Source organism: Roseomonas sp. KE2513, assembly GCF_016107305.1.
Lineage (GTDB): Bacteria > Pseudomonadota > Alphaproteobacteria > Acetobacterales > Acetobacteraceae > Roseomonas.
On the sequence record NZ_RCVR01000011.1, the window covers coordinates 115,103 to 129,671 of the forward strand.

Consider the following 14,569-nt stretch of genomic DNA (forward strand, 5'->3'; position numbering starts at 1 on the left):
GTGCGCCAGAAGGGCGCGCCTGTCAAGGAAGGGGCTGGAGCGGCACGGCGGAGATGATCACCACCGCCTCGGCATAGGGGTACTCGTCGGTCATCGTCAGCGACACCTGCGGCGCATGGCCGACCGGCACCAGCCGCTCCAGCCGCGCCAGCGCGCCGCCGGTCATGCGCAGCGTGGGCTGACCGGAGGGCAGGTTCACCACGCCGAGGTCCCGCCAGAAGACCCCCGCACGGAAGCCGGTGCCCAGCGCCTTGGACGCCGCCTCCTTCGCCGCGAATCGCTTCGCGTAGGTCGCGATCCGCGTGCGCTCGCCCCGTCGCTCTGCCTTGGCGCGCTCGGCCTCCGTGAAGATGCGGGCGAGGAAGCGCTCGCCGTGGCGCGCGATGGTCCGCTCGATCCGGCGGATGTCCACCATGTCGTTGCCAAGCCCGAGGATCACGACTTCGCCCGCTCCACCTGCTCGATCCCGGGCAGGGAACGCAGGGCCGCGATGACGCTGGAGAGGTGGCGGAGGTCCTTCACCTCCAGGTCCACGTTCAGCTCCGCGAAGTCGGCGGCGCGGTGGAGGAAACGGAGGGATTGGATTCGCGCCTCCTGCTTGGCGATGGCCGTGGTCATGCCCGCGATGGCCGGCCCCTCGTTGGAGGTCACGACCGAGAGGCGCGCGACGTGCTCCCCGGCGGCACCGGGCTGGGCGTCCCAGTCCACGTCGATGAAGCGCTCGGGCGTGGCGGCGAAGGCCTCCAGCGTGTGGCATTCCTGCTTGTGGATGGTCACGCCCCGGCCGGTGGAGACGATGCCGACGATCCGGTCACCGGGAACGGGGTGGCAGCAGCCGGCGAAGCTGACGGCCATGCCGGAGACGAGGCCGGTAATGCCATGCGCCACCTCCCTCTCCCGCGGGCCGCGGGCAACGGTGGCACCTGGCTTGCCGCGGGCGCGGGTGAGGGCGAGGGCCTCAAGGCCGGTAACGGCGGGGCGTGGCGGGCCGCGCAGCTCCGGCACGGCGGCGTGGAGCACGTCCCTTGCCGTGATGTTGCCGTTGCCGACGGCGATGCAGAGTTCCTCAAAGCCTGGCTGCTTGAGCGCCTTTACCGCGGGCTCGGCGATGCGCTCGGAGAAGTCCAGGCCCTCCTGGCGGAAGGCGCGGGCAATGGCCTGGCGGCCATTCTCGCGGCTCTCCTCCCGCTGGCGGGCGAGCACGGTGCGCCGGATGCGGGCGCGGGCCTTGCCGGTGACGACGAAGCGTTCCCAGGCCGGGTTGGGCGTGCCGCCGCGGGCGGTGATGATCTCGACCTGGTCGCCATTCTCGAGCTGGTGGCGCAACGGCACGATGCGGCCGTTGATCTTCGCGCCGACGCAGGAATCGCCGATCTGGGAGTGGACGTGGTAGGCGAAGTCCACCGGCGTCGCCCCGCGCGGCATGGCGATCAGGTCGCCCTTGGGCGTGAAGCAGAAGACCTGGTCCTGGTGGAGCGCGAGCTTCGTGTTCTCGAGGAAGTCCTGCGCCTCGCCGGCGTTCTCCAGGATTTCCAGCAGGTCCTTCACCCAGGGGAAGCGCTTGCGGTCGCGGGCGGCGTTCACCACCCCGTCCGGACCCTGCTTGTAGATCCAGTGGGCGGCGACGCCGAACTCCGCGACCTCGTGCATTTCCGGCGTGCGGATCTGCACCTCAATCTTGGCGTTGCGCCGCTCCGGCACCGTTACGCCGGTATGCAGGGACTGGTAGCCGTTGGGCTTCGGGGTGGAGATGTAGTCCTTGAATCGTCCGGGGACGACGCGATAGGCCGAATGCACGGCGCCCAGCGCCGCGTAGCAGTTCGCCTTGTCGTCGGTGATGACGCGGAAGGCCATGATGTCCGAGAGCTGCTCGAACTCGACCTTCTTCGAATGCATCTTCAGCCAGATGCCATAGGCCGACTTCTCCCGGCCCTGAATATCGATCACCGGCACGTCGGCGTCCCGCAGCCGGCGGCGCAGGTCCTCCGCGATCTCGGCGATCAGGTCCGCGCCCTGTCCGCGGAGGAAGGAAAGGCGGGCGGTGATGGTCTGGGAGGCGTCGGGCTGGAGCTCGCGGAAGGCGCGGTCCTCCAGCTCGTCCTTCACGGCCTGCATGCCGATGCGCTCGGCCAGCGGCGCGTAGATCTCCATCGTTTCCCGCGCCGTGCGCTCGCGCCGGTGCTGCTGGGGGACGAAGTGCAGTGTCCGCATGTTGTGCGTGCGATCGGCCAGCTTCACGAGGAGGACACGGATGTCCTCGCTCATTGCCAGCACCAGCTTGCGGAAATTCTCGGCCTGCTTCGTGCGCTCGGACTGGAGTTCAAGCCGCGTCAGCTTCGTCACGCCGTCCACCAGCCGCGCGACCTCTGAGCCGAAGTCGCGGCTGAGTTGGGCGAGGGTGACGCCCGTGTCCTCCACAGTGTCGTGGAGAAGGGCGGTGGCGATGGTGGCGGCGTCGAGCCGGTAACCGGCGAGGATGTTCGCAACGGCCACCGGGTGGCCGATATAGGGGTCGCCGTTGTCGCGCTTCTGCTCGCGATGGGCGGCCTCGGCGACGCGGTAGGCCTTCTCGATCAGCGCCCCGTCCGCGCGCGGGTCGTAGCCGGTGACGAGGGCGGCGAGGGCCTTGCCAGGATCTGCCTCGGGGCTGCCGGCTTCCAGCCTTGCAGGGCCGCGGCTGACCACGCCCTCGGGCGCCCAGAGGGGGCCCGTGACGGCACCGGGGAGAATGGGTGTCCCGGCGCCGTCGCTCATCGGGTGCTGCGGCTGCGCGCGGTCAGCGGCGGCCGCCCAGCTCGGCCGCGATGGCGGCCTCGAGGTCGTCGCCGGACATATCCTCGACCTGCATGCCCGCTTCGCCCGCGCTCTCCTCGGTCACGTCCATGACGCCAAAGATGTTCTCGTCGGTGGCGATCAGGTCGATGACCTCCTCCTCCACGGGCTCCGGCTCCGGGGCGCGCAGGAGGGACTTCACGATGTCCTGCTCAAGGCCATCGAGCTCCACGGTCTGCTCGGCGATCTCGCGCAGCGCGATGACGGGGTTCTTGTCGTTGTCGCGGTCGACCGTCAGCTCGTCGCCGCGCGAGATGGCGCGGGCGCGCTGGGCAGCGAGGAGGACGAGATCGAAGCGGTTGGGAACCTGAAGGATGCAGTCCTCGACCGTGACGCGGGCCATGGCGGACTCCCTAAGCTGTGTACGGGGCGAAGGGATGACATAGAGAGCCGCCGATCCAAAGGCAAGGCCAGCCCTATCCGGCCGGGCGCATGGGAGCGTCCGGCAGGGAGCGGAGCATTTCGGATACGCTACGGCCGCTCGCCGGGTCCGTCCAGTCCGGCCAGACCTCCGCCAGGGGCACGAGGACGAAGCGGCGCATATGGGCGCGTGGATGGGGCAGCACCGGGTCCGGCACCGCCCGCACCAGCCCGCCCATGGCCACGATGTCGAGGTCGAGCGTGCGCGGCGCATTGGGATAGGGCCGCACCCGCCCGGCGGCGTCCTCGATGGATTGCAGCGCCCGCAGCAAGGCCGCCGGCTCTGCCGCGCCCCGCAGCCGGGCGACGCCGTTCACGTACCAGGGGCTGTCGGGGTCCGGCGGCTCGGGCGCCGTTTCCCACCAGCGGGAGACAGCGACGAGAGAGAGGCCGAGCAACCCGTCCAGTGCCGCCGCGGCGCGCCGGCAGGTAGCCAAAGGGGCCGCGCCGTCGGCCCCCGGCAGGTTGGCGCCGATGGCGACGAGCGTATCCCCCTGCCCCGCGGGCTCAGGAATAGCGCTCTTCCCGCCAGGGATCGCCGCGGTCGTGATAGCCGCGCACCTCCCAGAAGCCGGGCTTGTCCTCGGCGATCAGGGTGATCCGCCGGATCCACTTCGGGCTTTTCCAGAGATAGAGATGCGGCACCACGAGGCGCAGCGGGCCGCCGTGCTGGCGGCTGAGCGGCTTGCCGTCCCAGTGCGTGGCCAGAAGGTTCTCCGGGCGGGCGAGGTCGTCCAGCGGCAGGTTCGTCGTGTAGCCGTCATGCGACTCCATCGTGACGAAGCGGGCCTCCGGGCGCGGCTCGGCCTGCGCGAGGAGGTCGATGATCGCGATGCCTCGCCAGTCGTTGTCGTAACGCGACCACTGGGTGACACAGTGGATGTCGTTCCGCCGCTCCTCCTGCGGCAGTGCCATCAGCTCAGCCCAGGAGAGGGAGAGCGGATTGCCTACCAGCCCATCAATGTCGAGCCGCGCCGCCGCCTCGGCCACGGCCGGCTGAATGCCGAGGTCGAGGACGGGCCAGTCCGTCACCAGCCGCTGGCCGGGCGGCAGGCGATCCCGATCCGGGTCGCCGGCGGTGCCGGTGAGCAACCGGCCCTCCTCCGCCCAACGCTGCTTGGTGCGGATGAGCTTTTCCTTGATGCCCTCAAGGAGGCCCTCGGGCTTGCCGGCGGGCGTGCTGCTGTCGGTCATGGCGTCAGAGGTGCCCTCGCTGGCGCGCGGATGCAACTGGGACCCTGCGCGACGGGTTCTCAGGGATGGGAGGCGAGCCAGGCGTCGACCGGCGGTCCCCAGACCGGCTCGCCGGCTCCCGCATAGAACATGTCGTGCCCGTCCGTGCCGAATGCCGGAAGCTGCAGGAGGGTGGAGCGGCCGCCTGCGCGGGCATGGGCGGCCTGCATCTCGGCGACCAGTGCGGGCCCGAAGAAGGTGTCGTTGGGCGTATGGATCCAGAGCAGCGGCAGGGCGCTTGGCCGGGCCTCCGCCGCGAGCCGCCCGGCATCGGCAACGAGGCGACCCGGCGCGCAGTTGTTGTTGGGCAGGTCGTCCCGGTGCCCTCCCCGCCCAGGTGCCACGGCGATGATGGCGGAGACGCCGGGCGGCGGGTCGGCCGCGAGGGCGAGCACCCCCCAGCCGCCGGCGGACTGGCCGATGACCACGATGCCATCGGGCGCGATACCCGGCATCCCGCGGGCCGCGGCGATGGCGGCACGGATGTCGTGAGCCGTCTCCCGCGCCCCGGCGGCATAGTTAGGGGCATTGCAAGGGCCATAGCCCTCCATGAACGGCCCGGTATCGGTGCCGTAGCCGCGTCGCAGGGGCGCGAGCACCGCCTGCCCGCGGGCGAGGAAGTGCCGCGCGACCGGAGAGTCGCAGCTCAGCAGCCCGTAGCGCCGCCGCGCCGCCGCCTGCCCGGGCGAGCCGTGGTTGACGACAACGAGTCGCGCGGGGCCGCTGCCGTCGGGCAGGCAGATCCGGGCGGGAATCGGCCTCAGGCTCCCATCGACGCCAGGGACCTTGACGATGATCGTGTCGGCCCCAGTAACGGGCGCCCCCGTGCAGGCCGCGAGGACCAGTGGCAAGGCCATCAAGAGAGCTGAAAGCCGGCCCATGATACGGCGTGGCGGGGCGGCCTGTGGCAGGCCTGCCGCGGCGGTGCGGCATTCCCGCCGCATCAGTGGCGAAGGGTAACGAGGCATGGGGTCCGGCCCGGTTCCCGCCTACTATACGGGTGTGCAAGACGAGATGTCAGTGACCCTGCCCCCCCGCGCGACGCGACGGGGCACAAGCCAGATCATGCTCGGGACCATCCTGGGCCTGCTTCCCGGCGGCTGCGCGCTGCTGCCCGACGCGATTCCCGGCATCGCCAGCGGTCCGGACCGTTTCCGCGAGGCCCGGCCAGATGCCAGGGCCACTTGGCCGGATCCCGACTGGTGGCGCGGCTTCCGCTCGGTGGAACTGGACCGGCTGATGAACCGGATCGCCTCCCAGAACCTCGACCTTGCCCAGGCGGAGGCGCGCGTGCGCCAAGCCGATGCCTCCGCGCAGATCGCAGGCTCGGCGCTGCTTCCCCAGGTGACGGCGGGCGGCAGCACGCAGCGGAGCCGCACCGGCCAGGGCGGTGCGGCTATCCGCCGCTACTCGGCCGACCTCGCCGCTTCCTACGAGCTGGACCTTTGGGGCCAGAACCGGAACAACCTGCAGGCGGCGCTCCTCGCCGCCCAGGCGCAGCGTTTCGACCTCGGCACCGTGCTGCTGACCACTGAGGCCTCGGTCGCGAACACCTATTTCACCATTCTCGAGGCGCGGAACTCGCTCCGCATCCAGGAGGCGAACCTCGCGGCCGCGCGCCGGGTGCTGAACGTGATCCGCCAACAGGTGGCCGCCGGCACCGCGACCGGCCTGGACCTCGCCCAACAGGAGACTGTGGTGGCCCAGCAGGAGGCGGCGGTGCCGCCGCTGCGGCAGACGGTGTCGCAGAACACAGCCTCGCTCGCCGTGCTGATCGGCCTCGCGCCGACCGAACTGGACGTGATCGGGGAGGGTTTCGAGGGGCTCGACGTCCCCTCCCCCGCCCCCGGCCTGCCCTCCGCCCTGTTGGCGCGGCGGCCGGACGTGCTGGCGGCGGAGGCGGCGCTGGCGGCGGCGAATGCGGACGTGGCGGTGGCGCGGGCGGCCCTCTATCCCAATATCACCCTCTCGGCCCAGGGCGGGTTCCAGTCGGCGCTGCTGGGCACGCTGCTGCGGCCGGAGGCGCAGTTCTACAGCATCGCGGCCAACCTCGTGCAGACCGTCTTCGACGCGGGCGCCACGCGCGGCCGCATCGCCCTCTCGCGCGCCCAGGCGGAGGAGCTCCTGGCAGCCTATCGCCAGGCGATCCTCTCCGCCCTCTCGGACGTGGAGAGCGCACTGGCGGCGCTGCGGGAGACGACCGAGCAGGAGCGCCTGCTGGCCGAGGCGGAGCGGCGGGCGGCGCGGGCCTGTTCGGTGGCTGAGGAGCAGCTTCGGGGCGGGATCATCAACCTGATCACGCTGCTGAACACGCAGCTCACGCTGTTCACGGCGCGCCGGAACCTCTCCCGCGGGCGGCTGCAGCGGTTCCAGGCGGCGGTCGGGCTCTTCCGGGCGCTCGGCGGCGGCTGGGGCCCGGGCGTCTCCGGAGGCGGCGCGATCAGGATTTCATCGGCCACTCCCCCGGCGGGAGCGGGCGTGTCGGAGGGGAGCCGATGAGGCGTATTTCGGGATGGCTCCTGGCCCTCGTGCTGCTGGCGGGCGCCGGCGGCGCGGGTTGGTGGTGGTGGGAGCACCGGGGCGCCAACGACCCCTCCGCGGCGCATGACCAGGCAGGGGCCCAAGGGCAGCAGGGCGGCGCCGTCGGACCAGGCCCGGGGCGGCAGCGCGCCGGCGCCGGGGGAGGACCAGGCGGCCGTGGCCGGCCGGGTGGCGGCATCCCCGTGCCAGTGACCGTCGCCGAGGCGATGCAGCGCGACGTGCCGCTGACCGTGGACGCGCTCGGCAGCGTCGTGCCGCTCGAGAGCGTGGTGGTCCGCACCCAGCTCGATGGGCAGCTCATGGAGGTGAACTTCCGCGAGGGGCAGGAGGTCGCCAAGGGCGACGTGCTGGCGCGCGTGGACGACCGCGCCGCTCAGGCCGCGCTACAGCAGGCCGAGGGCAAGCGCGCCTACGACCAGGCGCAGCTCGCGAATGCCCGGGTGGACCTGCAGCGCTACCAGGGCCTCGCGCAGGGCGCGGGTGTCACGCGCCAGCAGTTGGACACGCAGCGTGCGCAGGTGGCCATGCTGGAGGCCCAGGTCCGCCAGGACGAGGCCGCCATCGAGCAGGCCCGCACGCAACTCGATTTCGCGACTATCCGCGCCCCGCTCGCCGGGCGGGTGGGCATCCGCCAGGTCGATCCCGGCAATATCGTGCGGGGCTCGGACACCAATGGCATCGTCACGGTGACGCAGATGGCGCCCATCGGGGTCACCTTCACCCTGCCGCAGCAGGAATTGCCGCGGCTGCTGCGGACCATGGCCGCCGGCCCTGTGCCGGTCGAGACCCTGCCCGGCCCCGGCAATGCGCCCACCGCCCGCGGCACGCTGCTGACGGTGGACAACGCGGTGGACCCCACCACCGGCACCATCAAGGCGAAGGCCACCTTCCCGAACGAGGACCGCGTGCTCTGGCCCGGCGCCTTCGTGAACCTGCGCCTGCGCATCGAGGTGGTGCCGCAGGCGACCGTGGTGCCGCTCGTCTCCATCCAGCGCGGCCCGGACGGCACTTATGCCTTCGTCGTGAAGGAGGACCGGACCGTCGAGCAGCGGCCAGTGACGGTCGGGCAGATGACCCAGGCCGACGCCGTCGTGCAGTCCGGCCTCCGCCCCGGGGAGCAGGTAGTGACCTCGGGCGGGCTGCGGCTGAGCGCGGGCACCACCGTCGCCCTCTCCGACGACACGGCGCCCGCGCGGCCAGCCGGGCCGCGCCCGCGGCGGACGGCGGATGCCCAGCCCGCAACGGGGGCGCCGAATTGAACATCTCGGCCCCCTTCATCTCCCGGCCGGTCGCGACGACGTTGCTGTCGATCGCGGTGCTGCTGGTCGGGCTCTGGGGCTACCTGCGCCTGCCGGTCTCCTCCCTGCCGGAGGTGGACTTCCCGACGATCGAGGTTTCCACCCAACTTCCAGGCGCCTCCCCGGATACGGTCGCCCTGCTGGTCACGGCGCCGTTGGAGCGGCAGCTCGGTCAGATCGCAGGGGTGTCGGTGATGACCTCCACCTCCGGCCCGGGGACGAGCCGGATCGCGCTTCAGTTCGCGCTCGACAAGGACCTCGACGAGGCCGCGCAGGACGTACAGTCCGCGCTCGATGCCGCGCGCGGCACGCTGCCGAGCACCCTTCCCTACCCGCCGCTCTACGCGAAGGTGAACCCGGCGGACCCGCCGATCATTACAATTGCCCTTACCTCCGATACGCTGCCGATCGCGCGGCTCTCCGACACGGCGGACACGCTGCTCGCGCAGAAGCTCGCGCAGTCGGCGGGGGTGGGCCGGGTGACGGTGCAGGGGAACATGCGCCCTGCGGTGCGCCTACGGATCGATCCGGCGCGGCTCGCCGGCTACGGCCTCTCCATGGCCGATGTGCGGACGGCCGTGACCTCGTCCAACGCGAACACGCCGAAAGGTTCGCTGGACGGCGCGCGCCAGGCGTCGACCATCATGTCCAACGACCAGATCACCACCCCGGCCGCCTTCGCCGATGTGATCGTCGCCTATCGCAACGACGCGCCCATCCGCCTGCGCGACCTCGGCGAAGCGGTGGAAGGGCTGGAGAACGACCGCAACGCCGCCTGGTTCAACGGAGAACCCGCGGTGATCCTCGACGTGCAGCGCCAACCGGGCGCCAACATCGTCGATACCGTCACCCGCATCCGCTCCCAGCTTCCGGACCTCGAGCGCGGCCTGCCCGCGGGGATCCGCATGTCCATCGTCTCCGACCGGACGGAGACGATCCGCGCCTCCGTGCGGGAGGTGGAGCTGACGCTGGTTCTCTCCACCGTGCTGGTGGTGGCGGTGATCTGGCTGTTCCTGCACTCGGGGCGCGCGACCATCGTGCCGGCGGTCTCGCTGCCGCTCTCGCTCATTGGCACCTTCGCCGTCATGTCCTGGCTGGGCTTCTCGCTCGACAACCTCTCCCTCATGGCGCTGGTGATCGCGACGGGCTTCGTGGTGGACGACGCCATCGTCATGATCGAGAACATCGTCCGTCACATCGAGGATGGAATGCCCCCTCTCCCCGCTGCCTATGCGGGCGCGAAGGGCATCGCCTTCACCATTGTCTCGCTCACCGTCTCCCTCATCGCGGTCTTCATCCCGCTGCTCTTCATGGAGGGGGTCGTCGGCCGCCTGTTCCGGGAATTCGCGGAGACGCTGACGGCAGCCGTGCTCGTCTCCATGGTCATCTCCCTCACTCTCACGCCCATGATGTGCGCGCTGCTGCTGCGCCCCGCCGCGGAGGAGAAGGGCCGCGTCGCGCGGGCAGCGGACCGCGTCTTTGACGCCCTGCTCGGCGCCTACCGCCGGGCGCTCGCGGTCACGCTGCGCTTCGAGGCGCTCACCCTGCTGGTGGCGCTCGGCACGGTGGTCCTGACGGGCTGGCTCTACGTCGTGATCGACAAGGGCTTCCTGCCGGCACAGGACACGGGGCTGATCCAGATCGCGACCGAGGCGCCGGGCGATGTCTCCTTCTCCCGGATGTCCGCCCTCCAGCGGCAGGTGGCGGATGCCGTGCGGGCGGACCCGGCGGTGCTCTCCGTCACCTCCGTGGTCGGTGCCGGCACGGTGAACGCGACGCTGAACGGCGGCCGCGTGACCGCGGTGCTGCGCCCGCGCGACGAGCGCAACGAGACAGCGCAGGAGATCATCGCCCGCCTCTCGCCCAGGCTGGCCGGCATCGCGGGGATCGTGAGCTATCCCTCTGCCGTGCAGGACATCCAGATCGGCGCGCGGGCGAGCACGACCCAGTACCAGTTCACTATCGTGGACGCCGACGCCGCGACGCTGAACGCCTGGTCGCCGCGTATCCTCGACGCCCTGCGGCAGCGGCCGGAGCTGCGCGACCTCTCCAGCGACCAGCAGCAGCAGGGCCTGCGCCTGACCGTGGACGTGGACCGCGCCCGCGCCGGACGTCTGGGCGTGACCATGCAGGTGATCGACGACGCCCTCTACGACGCCTTTGGCCAGCGCCAGATCTCAACCATCTACGCCGCCAACAACCAGTACCGCGTCATCCTCGAGGCTTCGGCGGATTTCCTGGCTGATCCCACCCGACTTGGCCTGCTGCGGGTGGCGGGCAGCACCAACGGCACGGCGACCGTCGTGCCCCTTTCCGAGGTCGCCCGCATTGGCCGTGGCTCCGGCCCGCTGCAGGTAACGCGGGAGAACCAGTTTCCGGCCGTCACCTATTCCTTCAACCTTGCCGAGGGTGTTTCCCTCGGCGGCGCGGTCACGGCGGTGGAGGGAACGCTCCGGCAGCTCGGCGTGCCCTCCACCATTACCGGCCGCTTCGCCGGGGATGCCGCGGAGTTCAGCTCCTCGCTCCGCAGCCAACCCTGGCTGATCCTGGCGGCGGTGGTGGTGATCTACATCACCCTGGGCGTCCTTTACGAGAGCCTCGTCCACCCGCTGACAATCCTCTCCACCCTGCCGTCGGCCGGCATCGGAGCGCTGCTCGCGCTCGAGCTTTTTGACCTCGACCTTTCAGTGGTCGGGATCATCGGCATCCTGCTGCTCATGGGGATCGTGAAGAAGAACGCGATCATGATGATCGACTTCGCCCTCGACGCGCAGCGCGAGCACGGGATGGCGCCGAGGGAGGCCATCACCCAGGCGGCGCTGCTCCGCTTCCGCCCGATCACCATGACGACGCTGGCCGCCCTTCTCGGCGCGCTGCCCCTCGTGCTCGGCCACGGCGCCGGCTCGGAGCTGCGCCTGCCGCTCGGCGTCTCCATCGTCGGCGGGCTGCTGCTCAGCCAGCTCGTAACGCTCTTCACCACGCCTTCCGTCTATCTCGCGCTCGAATGGGTGCGCGCGCGGCTGCAACGGCGCCCCACCGCCGTGCCGGCGGAGTAGAGGCCACGCGATGAGCATCGCCCAATGAGCATCTCGGGGCCCTTCATCGCGCGGCCCATCGCCACCTCGCTCCTGGCGATCGGCATCGCGCTTATCGGGCTGGTGGCCCTTTTCCGCCTGCCGATCGCAGCCATGCCGCGGGTGGACATTCCCACCATCGTCGTGACCGGCAGCCAGCCCGGCGCGAGTCCCGAGACAATGGCCGCGACCGTCGCGGCGCCGCTGGAGCGGCGGATCGGCACCATCCCGGGGGTGACGGAGATGACCTCCTACTCCTCCCTCGGCAGCACGGTCATCATCATCCAGTTTGATCTCTCCCGCACCCAGCGCAGCGCGGCGCGGGACGTGCAGGCGGCGGTGAACGGCGCGCGGCAGGACCTTCCCTCGGGGCTGCCCACGCCGCCCACCATCCGCAAGATCAACCCGGCCGATGCACCGGTGATGATCCTGGCGATGTCCTCCGAGACCATCACCGGCCCCGCCGTCTACGACGCGGCGGACTCGCTCGTCGCTCAGCGCTTGGCGCAGGTGCCGGGCGTGGCCCAGGTTTCCGTGAACGGCGGCGACCAGCCGGCGGTGCGCGTGGCCGTGAACCCGGCCGCGGCCGCGGCGGCCGGCGTCTCGCTGGACGCGATCCGCACCGCCATCACCGGCGCCAACGTCACCCAGGCCACCGGCTTCATCGAGGGACCGGAGCAGAACGCCGCCATCCAGACAAACGACCGCATCGGCAATGCCGCGGCCTTTAGCGGCATCGTCGTGAAGGCCGCGAACGGCACGATCGTGCGGCTAGACCAGCTCGCCCGCGTGGAGGACGGCGTGCGCAGCCGCCGCCAGGCCGGCTGGTTCAACAACCGCCCCGCGATCCTGCTCGTCGTGATGAAGCAGGCAGATGCTAACGTGATCGAGGTGGTGGACGGCATCCGCGCCATGCTGCCGGGGGTCCAGTCCTGGGTGCCCGCCGGCACGCGGATCGAGGTGGTGAGCGACCGTTCCGTTACCATCCGCGCCTCGGTGGAGGAGGTGCGGACGACGCTCGCCCTGACCATCGGCCTCGTTGTCGGCGTCGTCGCCGTCTTCCTTCGGCGCTGGGCACCGGTGCTGGCGGCCAGCGCGGCCGTGCCGCTCTCGCTGCTCGGCACCGTCGCTGTGATGTGGTGGATCGGCTACTCGCTGAACAACCTCTCCCTCATGGCGCTGACCATCTGCGTCGGCTTCGTCGTGGACGACGCCATCGTCATGATCGAGAACATGGCTCGCCACCGGGAGCGCGGCCTCTCGCCCCTGGAGGCGGCGCTCGCGGGCGCGAAGGAGATCGGCTTCACCGTCCTCTCCATCACCGTCTCCCTCATCGCGGTCTTCATCCCCCTTCTCGCCATGGGCGGTATCATCGGCCGCATCTTCCGGGAGTTCTCGGTGACGCTGGCCGTGGCCGTCGGCATCTCCGGCGTCGTCTCCCTCACGCTGACGCCGATGATGGCGGCCTGGATGGAGCGCGGCGGGCCGGAGAAGCCGCCCGGCCGCCTCGCCCGCGCCTTCGAGGGCGGGCTGTCGGCCCTGGTGGATGGCTATATTCGCAGCCTCGGCTGGCTGTTGCGCTTCCGGTGGAGCATGCTGCTGGCCACCATCGCGCTGATGGCGCTGACGGTCTGGCTCTACGTCATCGTGCCCAAGGGCTTCCTGCCCAGCCAGGACACGGGGCTGATGACGGGCAGCACCCAGGCCGCTCCCGACACCTCCTTCGCCACGATGGAGTCACTCCAGCGGCGGGTCGTAGCCATTATCGCCGCCGATCCGGCGGTGGAGAGCGTCGGCGCGACGGTCGGCTCGAATGGCGGCCAGGGCGCGGCGAACCGGGGGCAAATCTACATCACCCTCAAGCCGCTCGCCGAGCGCGGCATCAACGTCGAGGGGGTGATCGCCCGCCTGCGCGCGCCGCTGGGCCGCATCCCCGGCGCGGCGGTCTTCCTTCGCAGCCAGGAGGACGTGCGGATCGGCGGACGCCAGGACTCCGGCAGCTTCTCCTACGTGCTGCTGGGCAACGACGTGGAGGAGTTGCGCCAGTGGTCCCAGACCATGGTGCAGGCGCTGCGCGCCGTGCCCGGGATCAACGACGTGACCAGCGACCAGGACCGCGCCGGGCTGGTGACGCGCGTGGAGGTGGACCGCGCCGCCGCCGCGCGCCTCGGCGTGACGCAGACCGAGATCGACGCGGCGCTGAACAACGCCTTCTCCCAGCGCCAGGTCTCGACCATCTACCGCGCGCGCAACCAGTACCGCGTGGTGCTGGAGGTCGATCCATCGCTCCAGCAGGGGCCGAACGACATCTCCCGCATCTTCGTGCCGGGCCAGGGGACCACGCAGGTGCCTCTCTCGGCTCTCGTGCGGGTGGTGCCGGCCTCGGCGCCGCTCGCGGTCACGCACCAGGGCGGGTTCCCGGCCGCGGCCATTTCCTTCAACCCCGATCCCGGCCTGAGCGTGGAGGACGTGCGGCAGAAGATCGAGGAGGTGCAGCGCCAGATCCGCATGCCCAGCAGCATCCGGCCGCAGTTCGGCGGCAATGCGGCGGCGGCTCAGGCCTTCTCGCGCGACATGCCACTGCTCATCGCCGGGGCCTTCTTCGCGATCTATGTCGTGCTCGGCGTGCTCTACGAGAGCTACGTGCACCCGCTGACCATCATCTCCACCCTGCCAACGGCCGGGCTCGGGGCGCTGCTGGCCCTGCTGGTCACGGGCACGCCGATGACGGTGATCGCGCTGATCGGCGTCATCCTGCTGCTTGGCATCGTCAAGAAGAACGCGATCATGATGGTGGACTTCGCGCTGGAGCACGAGCGGCGGCTCGGGGGAACAAGCGAGGAGGCGATCCTCGCCGCCTGCCGCGAGCGCTTCCGGCCAATTCTGATGACGACGCTCGCGGCCCTCTTCGGCGCGGTGCCGCTGGCGTTCGGCACGGGCACAGGGTCCGAGCTTCGTGCGCCGCTGGGCATCGCGATCATCGGCGGGCTGATCGTCTCGCAGGTGCTAACGCTCTATACCACACCGGCCGTCTACATCGCCCTCGACCGGCTACGCCGGCGGCGGGGTGCGGGCGGCGAGGTGGCGAACGCGGTTCCCGCGGAGTAGCCGGGCGGTGCTACGGACGTACGCGGCCCATGGTCCGGTTGTGAAGAATCGTTCATCTATTTG

Annotated in this window: 10 protein-coding genes; 4 read left to right on the forward strand and 6 right to left on the reverse strand. The window is 70.8% G+C overall.

Translation table 11 applies throughout. The features are described from left to right. Positions 1-22: 22 nt before the first annotated feature. The 6 genes from acpS to D9599_RS13450 all read right to left on the reverse strand — a co-directional run bounded on the left by acpS (position 23) and on the right by D9599_RS13450 (position 5,342). Positions 23-439: a holo-ACP synthase gene (acpS, locus tag D9599_RS13425; RefSeq protein ID WP_198381736.1), complete on the reverse strand. Its 417-nt coding sequence runs from the start codon at positions 437-439 to the stop codon at positions 23-25. Beyond that, positions 436-2,754, reverse strand: coding sequence for a bifunctional (p)ppGpp synthetase/guanosine-3',5'-bis(diphosphate) 3'-pyrophosphohydrolase (locus D9599_RS13430; RefSeq protein WP_198381737.1), 2,319 nt, complete (start codon positions 2,752-2,754; stop codon positions 436-438). The genes acpS and D9599_RS13430 overlap by 4 nt, the downstream gene beginning before the upstream one ends. 22 nt (positions 2,755-2,776) lie before the next feature. Then, entirely contained in the window at positions 2,777-3,175 is a 399-nt protein-coding gene (rpoZ, locus tag D9599_RS13435; RefSeq protein WP_198381738.1) for a DNA-directed RNA polymerase subunit omega, read from the reverse strand. Between the two features lie 73 nt (positions 3,176-3,248). Beyond that, positions 3,249-3,803 carry a 2-amino-4-hydroxy-6-hydroxymethyldihydropteridine diphosphokinase gene (gene folK, locus D9599_RS13440; protein ID WP_375373050.1) on the reverse strand — a complete coding sequence of 185 codons (555 nt, stop codon included), beginning with the start codon at positions 3,801-3,803 and terminating at the stop codon, positions 3,249-3,251. Next, a complete protein-coding gene (locus D9599_RS13445; protein ID WP_198381739.1) occupies positions 3,760-4,446 on the reverse strand; it encodes a sulfite oxidase-like oxidoreductase in 687 nt (228 codons plus the stop codon). The genes folK and D9599_RS13445 overlap by 44 nt, the downstream gene beginning before the upstream one ends. Positions 4,447-4,505: 59 nt before the next feature. After that, a complete protein-coding gene (locus D9599_RS13450; protein ID WP_198381740.1) occupies positions 4,506-5,342 on the reverse strand; it encodes a S9 family peptidase in 837 nt (278 codons plus the stop codon). Positions 5,343-5,505: 163 nt separating this feature from the next. On the opposite strand from D9599_RS13450, the gene D9599_RS13455 reads away from it, so the two are divergent. Genes D9599_RS13455 through D9599_RS13470 form a run of 4 tightly spaced genes read left to right on the forward strand, consistent with a single transcriptional unit; the run spans position 5,506 to position 14,506 of the window. Beyond that, a complete protein-coding gene (locus D9599_RS13455; protein ID WP_309228620.1) occupies positions 5,506-6,984 on the forward strand; it encodes an efflux transporter outer membrane subunit in 1,479 nt (492 codons plus the stop codon). Beyond that, a complete protein-coding gene (locus D9599_RS13460) occupies positions 6,981-8,285 on the forward strand; it encodes an efflux RND transporter periplasmic adaptor subunit (RefSeq protein WP_198381741.1) in 1,305 nt (434 codons plus the stop codon). Before D9599_RS13455 ends, D9599_RS13460 begins: the two co-directional genes overlap by 4 nt. Next, positions 8,282-11,380: an efflux RND transporter permease subunit gene (locus D9599_RS13465; protein ID WP_198381742.1), complete on the forward strand. Its 3,099-nt coding sequence runs from the start codon at positions 8,282-8,284 to the stop codon at positions 11,378-11,380. The genes D9599_RS13460 and D9599_RS13465 overlap by 4 nt, the downstream gene beginning before the upstream one ends. A 24-nt stretch (positions 11,381-11,404) precedes the next feature. Then, entirely contained in the window at positions 11,405-14,506 is a 3,102-nt protein-coding gene (locus tag D9599_RS13470) for an efflux RND transporter permease subunit (protein WP_198381743.1), read from the forward strand. The last annotated feature ends 63 nt before the right edge of the window (positions 14,507-14,569 follow it).